This window comes from Carboxylicivirga mesophila (assembly GCF_018271975.1).
In the GTDB taxonomy this organism is placed as follows: domain Bacteria; phylum Bacteroidota; class Bacteroidia; order Bacteroidales; family Marinilabiliaceae; genus Carboxylicivirga; species Carboxylicivirga mesophila.
Map to the genome: position 1 here is coordinate 1 of NZ_JAGUCN010000025.1, position 23,382 is coordinate 23,382.

11 protein-coding genes are annotated in these 23,382 nt (G+C 45.1%); 4 read left to right on the plus strand and 7 right to left on the minus strand.

Annotation, left to right across the window (positions count from 1 at the left end):
- Positions 1-608 precede the first annotated feature (608 nt).
- From KEM09_RS17910 to KEM09_RS17925, 4 genes are all read right to left on the minus strand, one after another.
- Positions 609-1,709: an SGNH/GDSL hydrolase family protein gene (locus KEM09_RS17910; RefSeq protein ID WP_212230389.1), complete on the minus strand. Its 1,101-nt coding sequence runs from the start codon at positions 1,707-1,709 to the stop codon at positions 609-611.
- Entirely contained in the window at positions 1,706-3,235 is a 1,530-nt protein-coding gene (locus tag KEM09_RS17915; protein WP_212230391.1) for a sulfatase, read from the minus strand. Before KEM09_RS17915 ends, KEM09_RS17910 begins: the two co-directional genes overlap by 4 nt.
- Before the next feature lie 12 nt (positions 3,236-3,247).
- Complete coding sequence (locus tag KEM09_RS17920) at positions 3,248-4,729, minus strand: sulfatase (protein WP_212230393.1); 1,482 nt, start codon at positions 4,727-4,729, stop codon at positions 3,248-3,250.
- Positions 4,730-4,804: 75 nt separating this feature from the next.
- The gene (locus KEM09_RS17925) at positions 4,805-6,100 is read right to left on the minus strand and encodes a T9SS type A sorting domain-containing protein (protein ID WP_212230394.1); all 1,296 of its coding nucleotides are present in this window, start codon (positions 6,098-6,100) and stop codon (positions 4,805-4,807) included.
- Positions 6,101-6,303: 203 nt separating this feature from the next.
- Here KEM09_RS17925 and KEM09_RS17930 point away from each other — a divergent pair, with 203 nt between their 5' ends.
- The 4 genes from KEM09_RS17930 to KEM09_RS17945 all read left to right on the plus strand — a co-directional run bounded on the left by KEM09_RS17930 (position 6,304) and on the right by KEM09_RS17945 (position 17,111).
- Positions 6,304-10,077, plus strand: coding sequence for a sulfatase-like hydrolase/transferase (locus KEM09_RS17930; protein ID WP_212230396.1), 3,774 nt, complete (start codon positions 6,304-6,306; stop codon positions 10,075-10,077).
- A 3-nt stretch (positions 10,078-10,080) separates the two neighbouring features.
- Positions 10,081-11,742: a sulfatase family protein gene (locus tag KEM09_RS17935; protein ID WP_212230398.1), complete on the plus strand. Its 1,662-nt coding sequence runs from the start codon at positions 10,081-10,083 to the stop codon at positions 11,740-11,742.
- A gap of 429 nt (positions 11,743-12,171) precedes the next feature.
- Positions 12,172-15,228 (plus strand): SusC/RagA family TonB-linked outer membrane protein, encoded by a 3,057-nt coding sequence (locus tag KEM09_RS17940; protein ID WP_212230400.1) that lies wholly within the window; start codon positions 12,172-12,174, stop codon positions 15,226-15,228.
- A 5-nt stretch (positions 15,229-15,233) separates the two neighbouring features.
- Positions 15,234-17,111, plus strand: coding sequence for a SusD/RagB family nutrient-binding outer membrane lipoprotein (locus KEM09_RS17945; protein WP_212230402.1), 1,878 nt, complete (start codon positions 15,234-15,236; stop codon positions 17,109-17,111).
- A gap of 388 nt (positions 17,112-17,499) precedes the next feature.
- Here the strand turns inward: KEM09_RS17945 and KEM09_RS17950 are convergent, their stop codons facing one another.
- From KEM09_RS17950 to KEM09_RS17960, 3 genes are all read right to left on the minus strand, one after another.
- Positions 17,500-18,669 carry a BamA/TamA family outer membrane protein gene (locus KEM09_RS17950; protein WP_212230404.1) on the minus strand — a complete coding sequence of 390 codons (1,170 nt, stop codon included), beginning with the start codon at positions 18,667-18,669 and terminating at the stop codon, positions 17,500-17,502.
- 189 nt (positions 18,670-18,858) lie between these two features.
- Positions 18,859-20,262 (minus strand): efflux transporter outer membrane subunit, encoded by a 1,404-nt coding sequence (locus KEM09_RS17955; RefSeq protein WP_212230406.1) that lies wholly within the window; start codon positions 20,260-20,262, stop codon positions 18,859-18,861.
- Positions 20,252-23,380 (minus strand): efflux RND transporter permease subunit, encoded by a 3,129-nt coding sequence (locus KEM09_RS17960; RefSeq protein ID WP_212230408.1) that lies wholly within the window; start codon positions 23,378-23,380, stop codon positions 20,252-20,254. The genes KEM09_RS17955 and KEM09_RS17960 overlap by 11 nt, the downstream gene beginning before the upstream one ends.
- Between the last annotated feature and the right edge of the window lie 2 nt (positions 23,381-23,382).

Below are 23,382 nucleotides of genomic sequence, written 5' to 3' on the forward strand. Positions count from 1 at the left end.
AAGGGTTTTTCGTGCAGCTATACAACCTACAGATACTACCCCAAACCTCCCGAAAGGTCGGGACAAGCTCTAAAGGGGCTTACCCCGCGCGCTGTGCCCTTTAGGGAAGCAAAGGGTGAGTGTGAGGGAGGCTAAATAACTTAATGACATTGACCCGGCACGAGGGCCATTAAGCCTTATTCTGCTCAAGCCGCAGGGGCTCATACTTTCTTATCTTGATATAAGAAAGTACGCAAAGAACATCAAGACTACAGCACTCGCCTACCCACTAACATTTTGTTTCAGGGAAGATTTAAAGATTAACATTACAGACCGATTCAAAATATAAAAAACATTGAAACGCCAATATGATATGCAATCCCGCCGGGATTGTTATTAATAGGGTAGGCTTATTATTTCTATAAATATTCAACTTCTCCGAAGTTGTTTTATCATCTCCAGCGGAGATAAATATTTGTAGATAAGTGCAATATTAATAGCCAATCAACCTCAGCGAGGTTGTATATATATATTTAATCGGTTAATAATGTTACTATAAAAACAAAATCCCGAAGCTAAATAAATAGCCCCGGGATGAATTGGTACAGTTAGTAATAAATAATATTGCCTTACGGCATCAGTAGCGCCTCCAGCTCTTTGGCAAACAATGCAGCCCCTTCAATGCCGAAGTGCACTTTATCGGTTAACACATCGGCCCTTAAGTTGGCTTCCGAAGTAATCTTATCGCCTTCAATCAGGTGCAGACGGCTATCGCCTTCGGACTGTAACTGGTACACCAGGTGCTTCAAGGCCTTACGAAAATCATCGGGCTTAACGCCAGTGCGCTCATTGCCTGTTGCCCGTGTATGCGTCAGGGTAATACAATAAATATTAGCCTTAGGCTGGTTATGCCTTATCTCTTTCAGGTAACTCAGGTAAGAAGTTGTAAAGTCCTCCACCGTTTTATCATTAAACATCAGGTCGTTGTAACCAATCAGGATGCTTATCACATCAGCCTGTGGCATTTCGGCTGTCATGCGTGCAATGGCCGGTGATATTTTGGCCCCGCCAACCGCCAGGTTATAGTAATCCCAACCTTTAGCTTTAGCCAACAAGTATGGATAGGTCAGAAAAGTGGCTGAACCCTGCCCCACGCCATGTGTGATGCTGTTACCTACTGCCAGGTAAACAGGCTGATTGGGCTCCTCAACGGGCATCAAGGACGCATCCTCTTCCAGTTTCATTTTTACCAGTCCCACATTGGCAAAGCTAGGCATCGTCACTTCAAATAAAGTAGCTGCTTCATCAAAGCGATTGTCAATGGTCAGCACCATCTCTTCTTTTGCCTTATCACCCTTAAAGGCAAACGTCTCTTCGTGGGCTCCGTTCTGATAAACGGCAAACTCAGCACCTCTGTTTTGCCCGGGCAGTGCTTTAAATACCAGTACTACCTTCGAGCTATTTGTTTTAAACAGCAAACGAATACCACTGTTGGTACGTGCCTTATCGGCATTGAACATAGCCTCCTTAAGTGGTGCTTCCAGCGTTGCCTCCGAGAAACGTGAGAAAGCCAGCATGCCATCCTGCTTGTACACATAATTAGCTCCTTTAACCACAATTTGGTCACTACACACATCGGCTTCCACCAGCTTATCCTGCGCATCGGCGGTTTTACAGGCGATGATTAGTCCTGCTATCAGCAGCCACGCTGTTATATGCATCCATTTCATTGGGCCTGATTGTTTAGAATAGTGAATAACCGTTGCTCCATTTCTTGCTTCAGTGCTTTGTGTGCCTCATCATCGGCCAATGAAACAGTTTCAAGCGGGTCGTTGATGTAATCATATAATTCGGCACCCACAATTTTGGGTTGCTCATAAACACGCTGTTTACGAAAGGCGCCCTGCAACCATACCGTATAGCGGTAACGCTGGTTGCGAATGGTGTAACCCATTATATTATTACCTCGCGGAAACTGGCTGATGGCATAATCCTTCACCATTGTCTCAGGGTGTTGCAATGCTGGCAGCAGGCTTACCCCATCCAGGTGTTCTTCGATCGGTAAGCCACTTAACTCACAAAGTGTTGGATAAACATCTACAAACTCAGCCATGGTTGAGGCCACTTGTCCCTTACTCACCTGCGGAGCCGCAATGATTAATGGTGCCTTCACCGCCTGTTCAAAATTGGAGTGCTTACACCAGATACCATGATCGCCCAGGTGCCAGCCATGGTCGCCCCACAACACAATCACCGTATTTTCACGCAGTCCCAGCTCATCCAGCTTTTTAAGCACCTTGCCTATCTGCGCATCCACATAGCTCACACTGGCCCTATAGCCATGTATCAACTCCTTCTGCTTATCAACAGGCACCTGTCCCTGCTGTGGTATATCTGAGTAATTGCGTAATTCGCCCCAGGTATGGTAGGCATATTCAGGAGCTCCCTTGGCCTTATCCATAAAGGCCGCCTGCTCAATACTTGCCCTGTCATACATATCCCAGTATTTTTTAGGTGCGGCAAAAGGCAGGTGAGGTTTATGAAACCCCAATGTTAAAAAGAAGGGTTTATCATCACTACTCATCTCTTCCAGCAAAGCCATGCCTTTAACAGCCACCGCTCCATCTTCGTAGGCATCGTCAGGCACATCAAGGCACTCCACCGATGGCGACAAACCTTTGCTTTTCAGATACTGATTGGTAGCTTTCCAGTCCAGCTTTTGCTTACGACTTTCGCGGTAAGCCTTATGAATAGCTTTTGCCTGGTACTTACCATTGGCCGGATATTGATAACCATCGGCATAACGCAGGTGTTTATCTTCCTTATACGGGATGGTCCAGGAGCCTGGATCATTATTTTTAGCCCCGTGCATCAGTTTTCCCACCCCGGCCGTTTGATAGCCATGTTGCATAAAATACTGAGGCAAGGTCACCACATCGGGATTCACGTCACGCATATTGGTTTTTAAGTCCCACACCCTGGTCTGGTCAGGACGCAAGCCACTGAATATACTCACGCGTGAGGGCGCACAAACAGCCTGCTGGCAATAGGCATTTTCGAACAACACCCCCTGCTTTGCCAATGCATCGATATTAGGGCTAATAATAGCCTTATCGCCATAGCATCCCAGCATGGGCTTTAAATCATCCACCGCAATAAAAAGTATGTTGGTATGTTGCTGTTTTTGCGCCGTACAGCTGGCCGCCAAATTCAATATAACGGCCAGTATTATAATTACCTTACTAAAATTCTTCATTTCAAACAGTGATTAGTGTGCAGCCTTTTTCGACCACTTGTTTTTTGATGGATCCAATATCTCGGCATCGATAGATGCCCGCCATTCTTTCACCAGCTGATGCAGCTCACCGGCCTTTTCTGGCATCTGCTCCGCCAGGTTATGCTGCTCACCAATATCGTCTTTAAGATTGTAGAGCTCGATGGTGCCTTCATCGTACCAGTCCACCAGCTTATAGTCGCCCAGTCGTACGGCAGTGCTGTTGCGGTCGCCGGTACTGGTGGGGCGTCCCATTGGTGAGTGCCAGAAGATGGGTGTTTCCCTGTTAAATGCTTTGCCTTTAATGGCGCCTGTAACATCCACACCATCGATGTGGTCTTTGGGTCGTTGAGGCAATCCGGCCATTTGCAGCACCGTTGGATAAATATCTGTACCCGTCACCAAAGCGTCAGACACCTGCCCTTGCGGCGTTACACCGGGCCATTTCACAATAAAAGCTTCGCGTATACCACCTTCGTAAAGCCAGCCTTTACCGTAGCGCAAAGGATAGTTACTGGTGGCCAGCTGACGCGTATTACCGCGAGTGGACAGCCCGCCGTTATCAGCCGTAAAAATGATGATGGTATTATCAGCCACCCCCAGCTCTTCCAATGTCTGGCATACCTTGGCCATACTCTGGTCGATGCTTTCAATCATAGCTGCATACACCGGAAAATCCTGGCGCAGCTTAGTATCACCCGTAATGGTTTTTTCGTACTCTGGTAAGTCATAGCTCATCTCCGACTTAAGCTTTTTCTTGTATTTAGCCACCAACGCGGGTTTAGCCTCAAAGGGGGTGTGTACCCCATAGTGCGACAAGAATACAAAGAAGGGCTCATCGGGCTTTTGCTGCACATGCTGCTGCATAAACTGAACGGTTTCATCAGTGAGGCGGTCGGTAATGTATTCACCTTCCTGCCCATCTTCCAGCCCGTGAATCTCTGTTTTTTTCAAGCCCTTACGGCCTGCAGGCGTCGATTCACCTTTGCGATAAGGATACCAATAGGTAGGCGGTGAGCCGGCAGCACCACCAGCCACATTAATATCAAAGCCCTGCATTTCGGGCATATTGCCTTCTTTATCCTTAAATAACAAATGCCATTTACCGGTAAAGAATGTGGCATAGCCTCCTTCCTTCAAGGCCTCGGCAATGGTGACATCATCGGCCACTAAACCACCACGACCGGGCACATGACCCCGCGCCGGGTATTTCCCTGTCATCACCCCGTACCGTGCGGGCACACATCGCGGATGAGCTGTATAAGCCTGTGTAAAGCGGATGCCTTCATCAGCCAGCTGGTCGATGGCAGGCGTTTCATAAAATTCAGAGCCCTGACAGCTTAAATCCATCCAACCCAAATCATCGACATAAAAGATGAGGATATTAGGTTGCCTGTCAGTTTTTCGCGGCTTGGCCTGAACCCCTAATGTCAGCACTAAAGCCACAACAAATAATAAAGTTGCTTTCCCTATCATTATATAAATCTACGTTATTAATCGTAAAAGACCTTCGATTTCTCAAAGGCCTTTTAGCAAAATCAATCCAGCATATTATTGCTTGGTTACTTTTTTACGTATGGTTTGTCCATCGGCCTCCACCGACACAATGTAAACACCTTTACTCAAGCCGGCAACATTAACCTGCTTGCTGCCGGTATAGTCACTTGCCACCTTCTGACCAGTTAAGCTAAACACCTCTACCTTATTCACCTTGGCATCGGTCATAATGCGAAGCTCCGATTGCATTGGGTTGGGGTAAAAAACGATGTCACTCGTCACTTTTTCAATGGATGTAGCTGTACCCTCTTCAATAGTAATATCATCAATCCAGATATTATAGGATTGTGTGCCAGTCACTGTTTTATCGGCTGTATAAAAAAGTATAAGACGTGTTACGCCGCTTGAAGGATTAGCAACTACTTCTGCAGAACCAGAGTAGGTAGCGTAGGTCGCTGTCAACGCAGTCCATTCGGCTGAGTTTTCAACAAACCCTAATTTAGCAACCCCAACCCCGCTGGCATCTGTTTTGGCTTTGAAGGAAACAGTATAGGTCCCTACAGGGATGTTAACTGTTCTAAATCTGAAGTCAGCGCCTTCCAGAGTAGTAATGGCAATTTTCATCGCCTTTGAACCTGAGGCCGCATCGGCGTCTACAGTCGCCAGATATTCAGTGGTATTATTACCCCTCCAAAAACGGTCAAATACTTGCGGATTGGTTGTAGGCCACATATCCAATTCACCATCTGTTGCATTCTGCTTTGCCAGCTCATCATTAATGGTGTAATCCGCCGACTCAAAATCTTCGGTAAACGGAAAGTTGGTATAATCAGGGGTAACCGGTTCCACCGGATCCACGCCTGTTGCACTCACGCCATAAAACAAATCATCCGCAACAAATGTCATCGGAGCAGCTGTTGTACCGCTACCACATTGCAAAATAAACTTACTAATCGTCTTCACTTCAGTTTGTTCATAGGTATACTTAAAGAACTCCCAAACATCAGTTTCTGCAAATGTTCCCTTAACAAGTTCATTTGAGCCATCAGTAAAAACAATTTTAAATTTCGCTATCTCACCAGCTGTTCCTTTGGCCCAAAAAGATACTTCATAAGCATCAACGGTTACATCCACACCTACATCTTTAATCTGTGCACCTTTGTTTACCTCTCCCTCAATTTGAAAAGCCTGATTGGAATCATGCCCAGGTGTTACAATGGTACGACTAACGGCACCACTGTTAATCCAGCTATCGTCACCGTTTTCAAAATTGGCATTGCCTACCAGATTGGTCTGCGCATATATAGTTGCGCTTAAACCGATAAATAAAAGAGTAAAAATTTTTCTCATAATAATTGAATTTAAAATTTGCTCCGACTAAGGTATCGAGGTAAGCACACGCAGGTGGTTGACAAATCGTTCCGCGAAGGTGTAAAAATGGTTCAATGTTGACTGGAACGATTTATCAACCCAGGCAGAACGATATCCATAACATACTAATAAGCAGTCGTTTTTAGCTTTACCTTTTAATACAATCAGTTTAAATACACACTATGAATAAATCACTACTGCTTTTACTGGCCGGCTTACTTCTGGGGCCTGTTATGCTGCTGTTACAGGCACAAAACCAACGCCATTTTTTTGACGATACCTGGCAGGAAAAATCATTTACAGAGCCGGGTACTTCTACACCCATGGAGCTTAAACAAGCCAGCAATGCCGATGCCACCATTAGTATTGATGCTAACACCATTATCAATAAAGTGCTGCCCACGCACTTTGGCGTTAACACCACATTTCGCAATGGCAACGACCAGCTGAGCCGAACACACCTGTACACAAATGCTGGTATTGGCTCCATGCGTTACCCGGCTGGTAGTGGTTCCAATATCTACTTCTACGATGGCATCATTCCCAACAACTTCCGCATTGACTTTAATCCCATTGACGGCACCAAAAGTGCGAATATGACACCAGAGCTGTTTGTGGAATTTAAAAACAATGCCAACAGCGAAGCCACTGTGGTGGTTAATTACTTTTATGCACGCTATGGCATTACCAGCGAGGGCACACGTTCAGCCCGCGTTCAGCAAGCCGCCGACTATGCAGCCGGTTTTGTACGCAAGCTTAACATTGATCTGAATGCCAATATCAAATACTGGGAAATTGGCAATGAATGCTACGGCGGCTGGGAAGAAGGCTACGAGATAGATGGCGTTATAACAACAGGCAAAGAATATGGCGAAGATTTTTGTGTATTTGCCGAGGCCATGAAAGCTGTTGACTCCTCGATAAAAGTGGGTGCTGTGGTCACCCGCGAAGACGATGACTGGAACAGCACCCTCCTCCCCGAAGTGCAAAACCATGCCGATTTTCTGGTGGTGCATAATTACTTTACTTCGGTAAAGGAAGCCACCGCTGAAAACATATTGGAAAGTGTGCCTCAAGTGGAGAGTGTGCATACAACACTGCTCAACTGCGTGGAGAAGTATACCGATAAATCACGCGATTACTTCCCGGTAGCCATGACTGAGTTTAACTCGCGCGGCCCTGTTAACTGCACCATGGTCAATGGCATATTTGTAACGCGTGTACTGGCTGAAGCCATCAAACATGGCTATGGCATGGTGGACCTGTGGGTATCAGAGTGGAAATGGAGTGAGACAGCTCAGGAAAGTAAAGGCTTTCTGGCCAAGGATGATCCTGCTCAGGCTGATTATACACCCCGCCAGAGTTATATCCCCTACCAGTACTTTAAACGCAGCTTTGGCGATCAGATGGTGAAATGCTCATCGGACAATGCCGATATACAGGTGTATGCCTCCACTTTCAGCAGTGGTGAAACAGGACTTATCATCATCAACAGCAATGCCACAGCAAAAACCGTTAAGCTCGATTTGGAAACACTTAATGCCGAAGAAGCAGACATTTACTGGCATGAGTTTTATGCCAACAGCATTGAAGCGAATGACAAGAAATTCTATATCAATGGCCAATCGGGCAATACGATTGGCGGAGGACCCGATGACTTTGCCACCATTGCCCCTTATAAAGCAAGCTATACCAACAAGCATGTGATTGAAGCCAGAAAATACAGTGTTAATTTCCTGGTGCTTAAACCCAAGGCTATTAAACCTGAGTACAATGTACTAATGATAGCCGTTGATGACCTCAAACCATTATTAAACTGCTATGGCGAAACGCAGATACACACACCCAATATTGATCGACTGGCCGAACAAGGCGTAGTATTTACCAAGGCCTACTGTCAATGGGCTGTTTGCGGACCTTCGCGGGCCAGTATTATGACTGGTCAAACGCCTGATGGCACAGGCATCCGTAATCTAAGCTCTCAATTACGAGAGGAACGACCTGATTTGATTACCCTGCCCGAATATTTTAGTAATCAGGGCTACGCAACGGCCGGATGCGGAAAGATATATGATCCGCGTAATGTGGATGAGCACCATGATATTTACAGCTGGTCGATGCCATACACACAACCGGGCAGCTACAACTATCCGGAAAATTACCCGCCATTTGTACAGGGCACCAATTACCGGGTGAGAGCTAACACAGCCACCGAACAAGGTCCGGAAGGTGTTGATGACGATGGCTATACCGATGGACAGATTGCCCTGGATGCACTCAATAAGCTGGATGTATTAAGCCAAAACAGCCAGCCCTTTTTCATGGCGGTAGGATTTAAAAAGCCACACATTCCTTTTGTGGCTCCTAAAAAATACTGGGACCTGTACGACCGTAGCAGCATCGACTTGGCTGCCTTTCAGAAAGTAGCAACGGGCAGTCCTGACTATGCCTATCACACACCTGAACCCATTGGTTACGATGATATACCAGACACCTGGACCTATAACGATCCCACCCTGGGTGATGGCCTGTTAACGCCCGACGACCAGCGGCAGCTGCTGCATGGCTACTATGCTTGTGTATCCTATATTGATGCGCAGGTGGGTAAGCTGCTTGACAAGCTGGAAGAAACAAATATGGCTGATAATACAGTTATCCTGCTCTTTGGTGACCATGGCTATCACCTGGGCGACCACAACCAGTGGGGCAAGCACACGCAGTTTGAGCATTCGGCCAGGGCTCCCCTTATTATCAGTTCACCCAAAGGCATCAGCGGTCAGCACCATGCACCCGTTGAGTTTGTAGATATCTATCCTACACTTTGCGACCTGGCGGGCCTGGATATTCCTTCATCGAAGTTACAAGGTGAAAGCCTCGCTCCTGTTCTCATGGGTGAATCAATCAATAAGGATATGGCTGTTACAGAATACCGCTCAGGCGGTGGCTCCAGCTACTCATTCAGAACAGAACGTTACCGTCTCACCTTATGGATGCAAGGCAGTAACGACCGCACCGATTTGAGCGATTGGGATGCCTCGTGCATTAAAGCCATTGAGCTGTATGACTATGAGAATGACCCGCTGGAAACCACTAACCTGGCAAACGAGGCAGCTTATGCGGCTGTTGTGGAGGAGCTTAAAACTAAAGCAGGCGACTGGTGGACCTTGCAATATAACTTTCTGAGCGGCCAGTCAACCGGTGCATTAAGTATTCCATTCATTGAGCATTTTGAAAACTACCAGCTAAATGATGCCTTTAACGGCGATTACTGGTTAAATAGTGAATCGCTGTGGGAACGCCTATGGCAAGGTGAATACCTTAATAGTTTTGAAGCCAAGGTGGTGGATGACTCCAATAATGAAGGCAGCCAGGCATTAGAGCTGACATTCACTCCCAAAGCGAGCGCCGATAATGGTCAGCTGATTAAACTGCAGACCATCGACCTGCAAAGTTTTGGCGGCAGCCACTTCATCGTTTCATACAAAGCCAGAACGAATGCTGAAGGACAAAATATGGTAAAAACAGGCGCTACCGAACAAGCTGATGAGTGGCATGCCCTCAATACCGAATACCAGTACTTTTTCGATACGGTATCGCTCACCAACAACCGCTTAGCTCTATACTTCAACAACATGAGTCTGACTCCGGGTCAATCCTATAAAGTATGGATAGATGACCTGAAAATATCCTATACCACCGTAACGGAAGCCAATGATATTGAAGAAAAGCATAGCCCGTCGGTAGTGATATATCCCAACCCTGCCACTGACAGATTGTACTTTAAATCATCGCAAGCCATTAGCAGAGTGACCATCCTGAATACCAAAGGCCAGGTGCTTTTACGTCAGTGGGATGTGCAAAATACAGTTGATATCTCTAACTTGGCTTCGGGCATCTATTTTATTGAACTAAGCATTGGTCAGCAACGCAGCATACACAAATTCATTAAAGAGTAAGGCATGAAAGTGAAACACCTGAAATACATCCTGTTTTTTACATTACTTGTAACATATAGCCTTCAGGGCAGCGCTCAGAAGCCTTACAATATTCTATGGCTAAGCTGTGAAGATATTGGGCCCATTATGAGTGCTTATGGTACCAGTGGTATTGAAACACCCAACATAGACCGGCTGGCCAAAGAAGGTATCCTGTTCAGTAAGGCCTATGCCACAGTGGGTGTTTGCGCCCCAAGCCGCTCATCCATTATAACGGGCATGTACCCCATCAGCATTGGGGCGCATAACATGCGAACAGGCGATCACTGGGGATTTCATACGCCCGAAGAGGAACATTATGAAACCTGCATTAAAGTAAAAGATAAAACAGGCCGTAATGTGCCCCAATACTCGGTGGTGCCACCAGCAGAGGTCCGTTGTTTCACTGAATACCTGCGAGCAGCGGGTTACTTCTGTACCAATAATGCCAAGTGCGATTACCAATTTAACTGCCCCATCACCGCCTGGGATGAAGTGGGTAATGATGCCCATTATCAGCACCGAGCAAAAGAACAACCCTTTTTTGCCGTATTCAATCATGGTATCACCCACGAATCGCAAATATGGAAACGCCAAAGCGAACCATTAACCGTTGATACCAATGTGATACGCATACCAGATTATTACGCCAATATTCCGGTCGTTCGACGCGATGTGGGACGCAAGTACGCCAACATCGAAGAGCTGGATGCACAAATTGGCGAATGGCTGCAAAAGCTCGAAGAAGAAGATTTATTGGACAGAACCATCATCTTTTTTTGGAGCGACCATGGCGGCCCCCTGCTGCGACAAAAAAGGGCTGTGGGCAACTCGGGACTAAGAGTTCCTTTAATCGTTCGCTTTCCGGATAAAATACAAGCCGGAACGGTTGTGGATGACATTGTATCGTTGATGGATTTAGGACCAACCGTTTTATCATTGGCAGGCATTCAACCACCTGATTATATGCATGGCAAGGCCTTCTTTGGCTCATACAAAGCCGAAAATGCGCATCCATATGCTTTTGGCAGTGCCGACCGTTTTGATGAGCATACCCAAATGAGCCGTTCGGTGCTGGATGGACGCTATGTGTACATTCGCAACTACCTGCTTGATCAGCCCTATACCTATCCGCTGTATTACAGGGAGCAAATTGAGATGACCCGTGAATTGATTACACTTAATCAACAAGGTCAACTAAGTGGTGATGCCAGCTATATCTTCCAGCAAAGCTTACCCAGGGAAGAATTATATGACTTGGAGCATGATCCGGATGAAGTCCATAATCTGGCAAATCATCCTGACTATCAGGATAAGCTGGAAGAGCTCAGAAACGCTTTATGCCAATGGCAACTGGAGATGAATGACAAAGGCTTTATCCCCGAGCACGACCTGGTTCACCTGATGTGGCCCAATGGCATTCAACCGAAAACGGCAGCTGTCCGATTTACTACCGAGAACCGGTATGTGTCAATGACCTGCGCAACACCCGGCGCTTCTATTGCTTACCAAAAGGATAACAATATTGGCACTAACTTATGGGAGTTATATTCCGGACCAATAATACTAAAAAAGGGAAAAATCGTTGCAAGGGCTGTTCGAATCGGCTATCAAACTTCTGCCATCAATGAAATAATTGTGCATTAAAACAGGTGCATTCAAGTGATCGATAAAAAACGCGGAACCGTTAAAAGGATATTAACGGTTCTGCGTTTTTTTTAATCTTCTTTAACGTTGAACATTTATACACCCTACTACTTATAAACTATTGCGCTGTTTTTGAAGCTCTTCAAACGACTGACAATAGACCTGGCTTAGTTTGTTCCTTAACAAATACTAAAATTTATCCCCCTAAAGGTACTGAAGTACCTAATTATCACATACACTATTGGCATGTGTTTTGTTTATCGGCTTGCCCCTTTCTATTGAAACGCATCGAAAGATGCATGAGTCTATAATCTAGCTCATTCTAATTAAAATAACACCGTAATGCTAATGCTTTTACTGGTTTCTAACTGCCTGTGGAGTATATAAGCCATTACACAAAAAATTTATCTAACAAATAATTTATAGTTTATGAGAAGTTTATGGGTGCTCATTTTGGTTCTGTTGGCAGGCAATACTTTTGCCCAACGGACTATAACAGGCCGTGTCAGTTCTGATGACGGGGAACCATTACCGGGAGCAAATATCATGATTAAAGGAACGATGAATGGGACTGTCACTAATCTTGACGGAGATTATGCGATAGAAATTGAGGATGACAATGCAACCCTTGTCTTCTCATTCATTGGCTTTGAGGCACAGGAGATTGTTGTTGGAAGCCAATCCGTTATTAACGTAACCTTGGGAGATGACTCGGAGCTGCTGGAAGATGTGGTGGTAACAGCTTTGGGTATTAAACGCGAAAAGAAAGCGCTGGGTTACTCGGTTGCTGAAGTAGGCGATGAGGCCTTCGAAAGCTCAAAAGCAGCCAACCCAATGTCGTCATTATCCGGACGCCTGTCGGGTGTGCAAATTAACTCAACAGGGCAAGGTGCAGCCGGTTCAACTTCCGTAATTATTCGCGGTAATGCATTGGCCGATGGTTCAAACGAGCCACTTTATGTTGTGGATGGTATTCCTATCTCCAACAGCCAGTACTCTAATGCTGATAACAAAGACGGTGGAGGTATCGATTCAGGTAACGGTATGTCAGGTATTGCAGCCGACGACATCGAAAACATCTCTGTACTAAAAGGTGCTTCAGCTACGGCTTTGTATGGCTCGCGTGCCATTAATGGTGTAGTAATGATTACCACCAAATCGGGTAAAGGTGCTCAAGGTACAACCATCGATTTTAACTCAACTACTACTATTGAGAATGCCCGCATTTATTCAGACTGGCAAAACGTTTACGGACAAGGTAACTTTGGCAACGCACCATCATCAATGCAAGAGGCCAAAGACAACACCGGCATGTGGGGTGCCCGGTATTCGGATGTAAACAAGTACACCGACTACAGGGGGCAAAGTTCGGAATATCGTTTTTACGACAATGAAAATAACTTCTATGAAACAGGTGTAACAACCAGCAACAACGTTGCTATTAACCACAACACCGAGTCATCGACTCTGCGTATGTCGTATAGTAACCTGCATAACAATGGCATGTTGCCAAATACAGAATACAACCGAAACACATTGACCTTGAACGGTTCAACAAAAGCAATGAATAACAAGCTGGAGTTAACGGGGAAAATATCATATGTGAATGAGAATTCAACCAATGCCATGATTGGCAACACGCCTTTCTCGGCTAACCTGATGGGTACACCTAACAACGTGCCATTATCAGACTTAAGAAACTACAAAGATCCGGTAACAGGATTACCTGTTGGTTTTGGTAACCTGAATTCGAATGTATACTGGAACCTGTATGAAGTAAGCCACTTGTATAATAAAGACCGGGTGATGTCAATGGCTCAGGCGAAGTATAACTTCACCAACGACTTAAGTGTAATGGTTCGTTACGGAGATGACAAAACGTTCTTCAACCAGCAGTCTATTTGGCCTATTGGTACACCTCATTACCAACAAGGTAGAGCTTCTGAGGTGCGTGCCATCAACTCAGAGACCAACATCGACGGTATGCTGTCGTACAACAAAGATTTTGCCGATTGGGGATTCACGGTAAATGTGGGTGCAGCCCGTATGGACCAGGAATTTGATGAGCGTCAAATCTTTGACGAGCGTTTTTCGGACCCTTCCATGCAAAAGCCTGGTTTTGGTGAAGTAACCACCAGCTTTGTTAATTACAACAGAAAACGCATCAACTCAGTTTTCTCAACTGCGCAATTGCGTTACAAGAACTTCTTGTATTTAGATATATCAGCCCGTAATGACTGGGCTTCATCTTTAATAGATGCACAACCATCTTATTTCTATCCATCTCTTAGTTCGTCTTTTGTGTTTACTGAGATAATGGATACTCCTGACTGGTTATCGTTTGGTAAACTGCGAGCTTCATGGGCCAAAGTAGGTTCTGACACCGATCCATACCGCACACGTTTATACTATAATATCGATGGAGTTCTGCACCCAGGTGCAGGAGGTGATTCACCGAGTGGAGGTATCGGCAGTGGTACGGTACCCAACCGTAACCTGAAACCATCGATGAACGAATCGTACGAATTTGGTGTGGATCTTAAGTTCTTCAACAACCGCCTTGGACTTGATGTGGCCTACTATAACTCAAAAGCCACTAATCAGATTGTGCGCGTTGCAACAGCTCCATCAGCTGGTTACGACAATGCCATTATCAATGCCGGTGCTATACAGAATGCCGGTGTTGAAATGAGCCTTTATGCTGATCCTGTTAAAACTAAGGACTTTAACTGGAACACTGCCCTTAACTATGCTTACAACGAAAACAAAGTACTTAGCTTAACTGAAGGCGTTAACCAGCTAACCTTATTTGAAACAAACGGAAGCGTTAGTGTGGTAGCTCGTCCTGGCGAGGAATACGGTCAGATTATGGGTACTACTTACCGACGTGATGATGCCGGAAACATCCTATTGGATGAAAACGGCCGACCAATGGTCAATGATGGATTAGGCGTAATTGGTAATGCCTACCATAAAGTAATGCTCGGATGGGTGAACCAGTTCCAGTACAAAAACTGGTCAGCTACATTTGTGATGGATGCTAAATTTGGTGGAGAAGTATATTCTCAAACAGAGGCACAGGCCTACTCAACCGGTCGTCACCAAGCCACTTTAGATCGTGATGGCTACGACGGCGGTGTTTGGTATCCTTCTGTCCTTGGCGGACAAGGTACCAGCTCAACCCCACAGGAATTCTACCAATCAGTATCCAATGTGGATGAGCAATTTGTGTATGACGCTTCATATGTGGCTATCCAGGAAATCAACTTAACGTATCACTTACCATCGAAGCTGTTCGACAATGTTAACTTCATGAGAGGTGCTTCAGCAGGTTTATTTGTTAGAAACCTGGGTTATGTATGGCGTGCTACTGATAACATCGATCCGCAAGCTACCTTCTCTATTGCCAATGGTGGAGCTGGTGTTGAAATGGGTAACATGGCCCTGCCAACAACTTATGGATTCAACTTGAACATTAAATTCTAAGAACAATGAGAAATAAAATAACATATATGCTACTCGCTGTCGTAATGCTATTCTCGGCAGCTTGTACCGATGACTTTGAACGAATTAACAATGACCCTAACCAGGGCGAGAAAATTGATCCGGGATTACTACTAACCCGTGTTTGGATGCGCTACAATGGTACTCCACACGAGGAATTAAGAGGCAACATGATTATGGCTGGTCCATTATCGGGCATTGTGCAATCGGCTTACAGAACAGGCCAAGGCTTTGAGGGTAACAATGATCAATATAACGAAGCCAAATATGTTGAGATGTATAAGGATGCTGTAAAAAACGGCGTGCAATTGCTTAAGAACCTTGACACTGACAAAGAAAATGACAATACGGCTAAAACATCGATTGCAACTATTACCATGCAATTCGTATTTCAGCGCTTAACCGATATGTATGGCGATATACCGTACCATGACGCCGGTAATGCCTATAACACTGGTTCTTTCTATCCTGAATTTGACAGCCAGGAAGATATCTACAAGTCAATGGTAGACTCCTTGAAGAAGCACCGCGATATACTGATGGAAACCGATGCTGAACCATTCCTGCCGAAAAATGATATCTTCTTTGGTAATCTGGATGAGACAGAAAGGAACAGAGCATGGGCCAAAACCGCCAACTCTTTAATCATGCGCTTAGGCATGAATGCATCTGCAGCAGATGAATCATGGGCCCGTTCAACGGTTGAAGAAGCAGCTAATAACAGAGCAGGCTTCATCACTTCCATTAAAATTGGAGATGCATTTATACTTCAGACCAGCGTAAACGGTGGAGACTGGGGTAACCATATCAATGGTGCCAACGCTACCAAATGGGGACACACTTATGTGGGCGAAAAATGGTTGCGCTTAGCACAAAGAAACCGTGATCCCCGCATCTTTTATGTGGCCTCGCAGGTAACTAACAGCAACGATTGGTCGGCATGGACAGGCATGAGCAATTTTGATGCTTTTGAAGAAGCACCCCAATTTGGAGAGCCTTGGAAACCTGTCACATTTATGCCAATTAAGGCTGGTGGTACAGAGTCTTTATCCATTCGTGCCATGTATGCTGTGAAAGGACAAGATGGTGACCTGACTAAAGTTGGTGGTGACTGGTTTGTTGACTTAAATGCTACCACTGCCAACTACGCTCAATACCATACAGTAACAGGTATCAATCCTGAAACTGTTGGTCACAGAGAAGCACCTATTGTGGTATTTGGTGGCGACGAGTCATATTACATTTTAGCTGAAGCAAAAGAAAGAGGCTGGAACGTGCCAGGCGATGTGGCTTCCAACCTTGAAAAGGCAATGGAGCTAACCTTCGAAAAGTACCCTGTTCTCTTCCAGAAAGGTTCAAATTCGCCTCAAACATACCTGGCTATGCAATCGGCTACTGAAGGTACAGATTTGAGCTATGAAGGTTTGCAGGCTGAGTACATGGACATGGTAATGAATGAAACCATTGACCTGGAGTTAATCTGGAGAGAGCGGTGGAAATCGTTAATGACCACTTTTGCTTACGATGCGTTTACTCTTTGGAACCGCACCAACCTGTCAATCATCCCTCAAGGGATTCCTTACCCGGGAACTGAGTTCACCGAAATACCTGTGTATACAGCTGAGCAAGTTGAAGATCCCGCATTTGCTGTGGAGATTCCAACCAGCGAATTCACCAATCAACCTTTCCATAACGGAGGTGATACTGAGGGACACCGTCCCCGACGCATTAACTATCCAAACGCGGAAAGAACGAATAACACAGAAAACATCGAGGCAGCCATACAGCGCCAAATCAGTGAGTATGGTCAGGTAGGAAATGGTAGCCATTTCATCACTACCAGAATGTGGATTTCAAAACAATAAGTCACTAATAACCAAAACTTATTACCATATAGTCAAGTCCTCAAGGGTATCCTTGGGGACTTTTTTTGAAGGATATACTACAGCTATTGCTCACCAATCGTTAGAAAAGTTTAAAAACGCAAGTGATTTGATAAAGAATGTTAAGCCACCTGCCTAGGCGTTCTTTTTGGTATGGCACTTGCAATATCAGTTACAAACAATTAAAAACTAAATGATATGATACTAGCAAAGTTTTTCTTGATCGGCGTACTGGCCATTGTAAGCGGAGCAATCGTTTTAGCAGTTGTTGAAACCATTTCTCAATTCAGACAATAGATAATAATTAATGTATAATCATATGGAGGCTGCCAACAGGTGGCCTTTTTAATTTTACCTCATCGACATATTATCAGAAGGCCTCCGTCATGTTAAAATAGATCAGGTTTTGCTTATTTGTCGGATCCCGACCTACATCCAGTCTGAAGTTCATGCGTGGCTGCACTTCAATACGTAAACCCGCACCATAGTTTGGCAACAGATGATTTGAATCCATAAACTTATCACTGACAGAACCAACTCCACCCCATGTTACAAAGCCACATTTGGAAAGGAGTCTTCTAAACCGGGTTTCATCACCAGCATTAAACATGTGACGGTACTCCACCACCGACATTAAGGCATTGCGATCGCGATAATGCCCCAAATAATACCCGCGTAAGTCAAAAGGCGAACCAACCAGCGACATCTCAGTGATGGGCACATCTCCTGAAGTAAATCGTCCGTTTAGCATCCAGGCTAATACACGCCTTTCTCCCAGCATCTTTAATTCTTTAAATTGACGATAATCCAGCTTGTAAACACCATATTCCATTGTGCTTCCTATTGCCTTCGGGTAATACGTCGCCGAAACTTCAACAAACAAACCTGAATATGCATTGGCGGGGATATCGCGGGTATCGTAACTGATATTGGCACCAATACCAACATTAGTAAAACTAAGTCCTTCAGTAGTTCCTCCCTGTGCAATAAAATGCGGATCGTTGATAACTCCCTCACTGGGTTCCTCCATTGAACGTTTTCCGGCGTCAATTGACGCTCCTAAAAACAAGTTTGTGTCACTATATCGGAATAAAAAAACCGGATTCAGCTTAAACCCGACACTTCTGTATTGGGTGGTTTCCTCTCCCCGCTCGGTACTGGAATTGGTTTCATACCCCACACCATAGTAGTTATCAAGGGTACTGTTAATGCTGAACTGGCCGAAAATCCGGAAGCGATCCTCATTAAAAAACAATTGTGGTCTGACAATCATAGTGCCACCCCCATTGGTCATATAGGCAAAAGCAACAGGCAATACCGAACGCTTCATGGCTGTATCTGCCACATTGGTAGAAAAGGTAAAAAGGCAGCTTCCTCCAATGACCAATCCATAATCAGGTGTATAGCCAGGCCCACCAAGGATACTAAACCTCAGATTTTTCTTCTGCTGAATACTATCTTTTTCACTTGCCTGCGCCTGTATAGTGCTGACATAAAAAACTACCAACATTATTGCATTAATTCTCAGAACACTTCTCATAAACAGCAAATCTATTATCAAGTACATCACCAGAGTGGCTATGCACTTAATATCATCAAAGCTACAAAGAAAAACATATAGCGCAACAAAGCGAGTGAGTCAATATTATTTAACATATGAAATATTGAAATATTTCTCGCGTCCTAAAATACCCACACTAGCTTTATTGAAGCACTGGCAAATTGCTGCTTATAGCTTCCAACCACCACCTAGTGCTTTATATAAATAAACCATTGAAAGCAGTTCATCGCGCCGGGCATTATTGCGTTTTATTTCTGCATCGAATAAACTACGCTGAGCATCTAATAAATCCAGATAGTTGATAACCCCATTCAGGTATTGCAATTCGGCCAACTTCTGGTATTTGCGAGTAGCCTCCTCAAGATTTGACTGTGCATCGTAAACCTCTTTTGCTTTTCTGAAGGTCATAATGGCAGTATTAGCCTCCTGGAAAGCTTGCAGTACCGAGCGCTGATAGGCATAAATTTCCTGCTCAAGTCGTGCTTCTGATTCTTTTTGACGCGCTTTGAGCTTACCAGCCTGAAATATTGGTGCCAGCACATCGCCGGCTATAAACCAGTATGGCGACTTAAGAAACTCACCCAGCTCATCATTTTCACGGCCGAATCGTCCGGTCAATGACAGACTGGGAAAACGATTGGTTGTGGCCACACCAACCATAGCATTCGCTGCAACTACACTTTGTTCGGCTGCCCTTATATCAGGTCTTCTCTCCAGTAACTCTGAGGGTAATCCGGCTGGTAATTCATCTGGTATGTATTGTTCATCCAGGCCTTTACCTCTCACCCATTCACTTTCATAGGTTCCGAGCAATAGCGCCATATTGTTCTTAGATATGCGTATCTTTCGTTCCAATACAGGCACCAATGTCATTGTTTTAGCCAGTTCCACTTCAGCTTGCTGAACAGATGTTTCAGAAGTTAAACCACCGCGAAAGCGCAAATCTGCCAAACGCACCCCTTCCTGACGTGCCTGCAATGTCTGTTGTACAATATTCAGTTCATCATAGAGAGCTGAAAGCACAAAATAAGTTTCCGCCACTTCGGCCACAATAGACATTTGCAAAGCTCTTTGGGCCTCCTCAGTGGCCAGATAATCAGCAATAGCTGCCTCACGGCCCCATCGTATATTTCCCCACAGATCAATTTCCCATGTTAGCGATGCCCGTACCTCCAACTCTGTTGACGCACTCTCATTATTACCACCATAATTCTCCATCTCACGTTCGGCATGAAAATCTGCCCCTAGGTGAGGAAACAAATCAGCCGAAGCAATGCGCTTGGCCGCCATATATTGCTTTAGCCTTGCACTGGCTATCAACACATCTTTGTTATTTTCAAGCGCTTCATACACCAATTGCTGCAGCACTGTATCTGTATATAATTCCCACCACTGCAAATCATCAATAGTAGTAGAATCGATACTCATCACCTCCAACTTATCAGGCAAGTTTAATTCGGGCTTCACATATTTCTTTCCCACTTTGCATGAAGAAACTAGGGCTATCAGGCCGATGAGCAACAAAACAACTGCTTTTTGCTGCATTGTGTAAAACAGTTTATTATTCTTCATTACCCCCTGCTTTATTTAATTTTTGAGCAAATAACTCTTTTACCTTATATGTTATCACAAAAAAGAATGGTACTAACACGATACCAACTGTAATGGCTACCAGCATACCAAAAAACACCCCTGTTCCAATTGAGTGACGCCCGGCTGAGCCAGGACCTGTAGCCAGCACCATAGGCAGCATGCCTAATACAAAAGCCAGTGAAGTCATCACGATAGGTCGGAATCGCAACTTACCAGCTAAAAGCGCGGCCTGCACCACATCCATACCCTTATCTACCTCAACCTTTGCAAATTCAACAATCAAAATAGCGTTTTTCGCCGCCAGTCCGATCAAGGTTACCAGCCCAATCTGAAAATAGATATCATTCTCAAGCCCGGTTACCCAGATACCTGCAAAGGCACCCAAAGCAGCAATTGGCAATGATAGTATGACAGCAACGGGCACCAGCCAGCTTTCATATTGAGCAGCCAGAAACAGAAAAACAAATAAGAACACCAAAGCCATAATAATGCCTGTTTGGCCCCCGGCCTGCTTCTCCTGGTAGGATAAACCACTCCAGTCTAAACCAATATTATCCGGTAGTTTCTCTCTTACAATTTCCTCCATTACTTCCATTGCCTGACCAGAGCTATAGCCACTTGCCGGAGTGCCTCTTACTACAGCTGATGAAAACATGTTAAACCGCTTTATGTTACCAGGCCCTGTAGTATAGGAAGTATTGCCTAATGCTGTAAGCGGCACCATAGCACCATTGTCTCCCTTTACAAAGAATAATCCAAGTGTATTTTTATTGGCACGGTAAGGCGCTTCGGCCTGAATAAATACTTTATAGATTCGGTTAAACATATTGAAATCATTCACATATACCGAACCCAGAAATGCTTTCATGGTGGAAAACACATCTGATAGCGGTATCCCCAATAGCTTCACCCTGTCACGATTAACATCAAAATAAAGCTGTGGTATATCAGCTTGCAATGCTGATGAGATATTACTAAGCTCCTTGCGCTGTCCGGCATAAAATAACAAGGTATCTGTAGCATCAACCAGATTTTCCCAGGTGGCACCTGCCTTGGCCTGAAGCTGCAACTCAAATCCCCCGGAAGTTCCAAGACCTGGAATAACAGGCGGTTTATTAAAGAAGAAACGAGCCTCTGGTATATCGTGTAAGTCTGCCCGGGCTTTATCGATAACACTCTGAAGACTTAGCTCATCATCTTCGCGCTCGTCCCATGGCTTAAGCGTCACAGTCAGCTCAGCCCTTGACTGGTTGGTCCCCACGCGTGGACTAGTACCAGCTATGCTCTGCACAAATTCAACAGCCTCCTGTTCTTGAAAATAATCTACAACCAAATCGGTTATCACTCTTGTGCGTTCCAGCGTGGCTCCTTCATTTAGCTCTATTTCAACTGTAAAAAAGCCCTGATCTTCCTCGGGTATAAACGACGTCGGGATAACTCTGGCCAACACAAAAATGAATACCATGGCCATTCCGAAACCAGCGAGCATACGTTTAGGATTTCCAACTGCCTTACCTAGGATTCCCTGGTACTTAGAGTTCGTTATATCGAGCCAGCGATTAATTGTTCTAAAGACGATATTTTTATTGGCATCACCAGGCTTTAAAATAATGGCACACATAGCCGGACTTAAGGTTAAGGCCACCACTGTTGAAATCAGTACTGATACAACTATCGTCACTGAAAACTGGCGGTACAATTCTCCGGTAATACCACTCAAAAAACTTACCGGAATAAACACGGCTGCCAACACCAAAGACGTAGCAATAAGTGCTCCCGACAAATCCTTCATAGCTTTATGAGTGGCCTGACGGGCCCCTATCTTCTCTTCTTCCATGATGCGCTCAACATTCTCCACCACAACAATGGCATCATCCACAACAATACCAATAGCCAGAATAAGTCCAAGAAGGGTTAACATATTGAGCGAAAATCCCATAGCCAGCATAAAACCGAAGGTGCCTATCAAAGAAATTGGCACGGCTATAACCGGAATAACGGTTGCCCGCCAATTTTGAAGTGAAAGAAATACAACTATTACCACCAGCAGCAATGCCTGAAATAAGGTAACATACACCTCTTTAATAGACTGTGTAATATAATCCGTCATATCAAACGGAATCAGGTATTCTAAACCTTCCGGGAAGTTACGACTGATATCTTCCATGGCAGCACGCACATTTTCTGCCACTTCAACCGCATTGGCACCCGGCAAAAGATAGATAGCCAGCATAGCGGCATTACCCCCATTTATACCACTCTCTTGTGTATACGACGATGACTCGAGCGACACCCGTGCCACATCGCGCATCCTGATGATGGTTCCATCACTGTTGGCTCTGACTACGATCTGCTCAAACTCTGCGGCGGTCTCCAATCGTCCTTTGGTAGAGATAGGCATGGTTACATCAATGCCATCCATAGGCTGCAGTCCCAGCTCACCAGCGGCCGATTCGCGGTTCTGATCCTTCAGGGCATCCTGCAGATCCTTCACGGTCAATCCAAAACTCGCCAGTCTGTCGGGCATCACCCAAATGCGCATACCATAGTAACGGCTACCGCGGTTAGATACGCGCCCCACCCCTGGTATGCGTCGCAATACATCCAATACATTTATGGTAGCAAAATTACTGAGGTAAATCTCATCAAACTTGGGATCTTCAGAAACCAGACAGAGGGTCATCAGCTGACTGGCCGACTGTTTTTCTACTTTTAAGCCGTTCTGAACCACCTCGGCGGGTAACCTAGACTCAGCCAGTTTTACCCGGTTCTGAATTTCAACGGCCGCCAAATCAGGATCAACACCCACATCAAATGTTACATTGATGGAAACACTGCCCGAATTGGAGCTACTTGATTCCATATAAATCATTCCCGGTGTTCCGTTCAGCTCCTGCTCAATAGGTGTTGATACAGCCTGAGATACGGTTATGGCACTGGCTCCCGGATATGAACCGCTGATTTTTACCACCGGTGGTGTTATTTTAGGATATTGGTCGATGGGCAGAAACATCAGGCCAATAAGTCCCAACAGCACAATCAGAATGGAGATAACGGATGAAAAGACCGGCCTCTCAATAAAAAATCCTGGTTTCATCT

Bases quoted from the DNA above. Each gene is read 5' to 3' on its own strand.
- KEM09_RS17960 (WP_212230408.1), bottom strand. From the start codon at position 23,380: ATGAAACCAGGATTTTTTATTGAGAGGCCGGTCTTTTCATCCGTTATC.
- KEM09_RS17925 (WP_212230394.1), bottom strand. From the start codon at position 6,100: ATGAGAAAAATTTTTACTCTTTTATTTATCGGTTTAAGCGCAACTATA.
- KEM09_RS17920 (WP_212230393.1), bottom strand. From the start codon at position 4,729: ATGATAGGGAAAGCAACTTTATTATTTGTTGTGGCTTTAGTGCTGACA.
- KEM09_RS17945 (WP_212230402.1), top strand. From the start codon at position 15,234: ATGAGAAATAAAATAACATATATGCTACTCGCTGTCGTAATGCTATTC.
- KEM09_RS17940 (WP_212230400.1), top strand. From the start codon at position 12,172: ATGAGAAGTTTATGGGTGCTCATTTTGGTTCTGTTGGCAGGCAATACT.
- KEM09_RS17950 (WP_212230404.1), bottom strand. From the start codon at position 18,669: ATGAGAAGTGTTCTGAGAATTAATGCAATAATGTTGGTAGTTTTTTAT.
- KEM09_RS17910 (WP_212230389.1), bottom strand. From the start codon at position 1,709: ATGAAATGGATGCATATAACAGCGTGGCTGCTGATAGCAGGACTAATC.
- KEM09_RS17955 (WP_212230406.1), bottom strand. From the start codon at position 20,262: ATGAAGAATAATAAACTGTTTTACACAATGCAGCAAAAAGCAGTTGTT.
- KEM09_RS17935 (WP_212230398.1), top strand. From the start codon at position 10,081: ATGAAAGTGAAACACCTGAAATACATCCTGTTTTTTACATTACTTGTA.
- KEM09_RS17930 (WP_212230396.1), top strand. From the start codon at position 6,304: ATGAATAAATCACTACTGCTTTTACTGGCCGGCTTACTTCTGGGGCCT.
- KEM09_RS17915 (WP_212230391.1), bottom strand. From the start codon at position 3,235: ATGAAGAATTTTAGTAAGGTAATTATAATACTGGCCGTTATATTGAAT.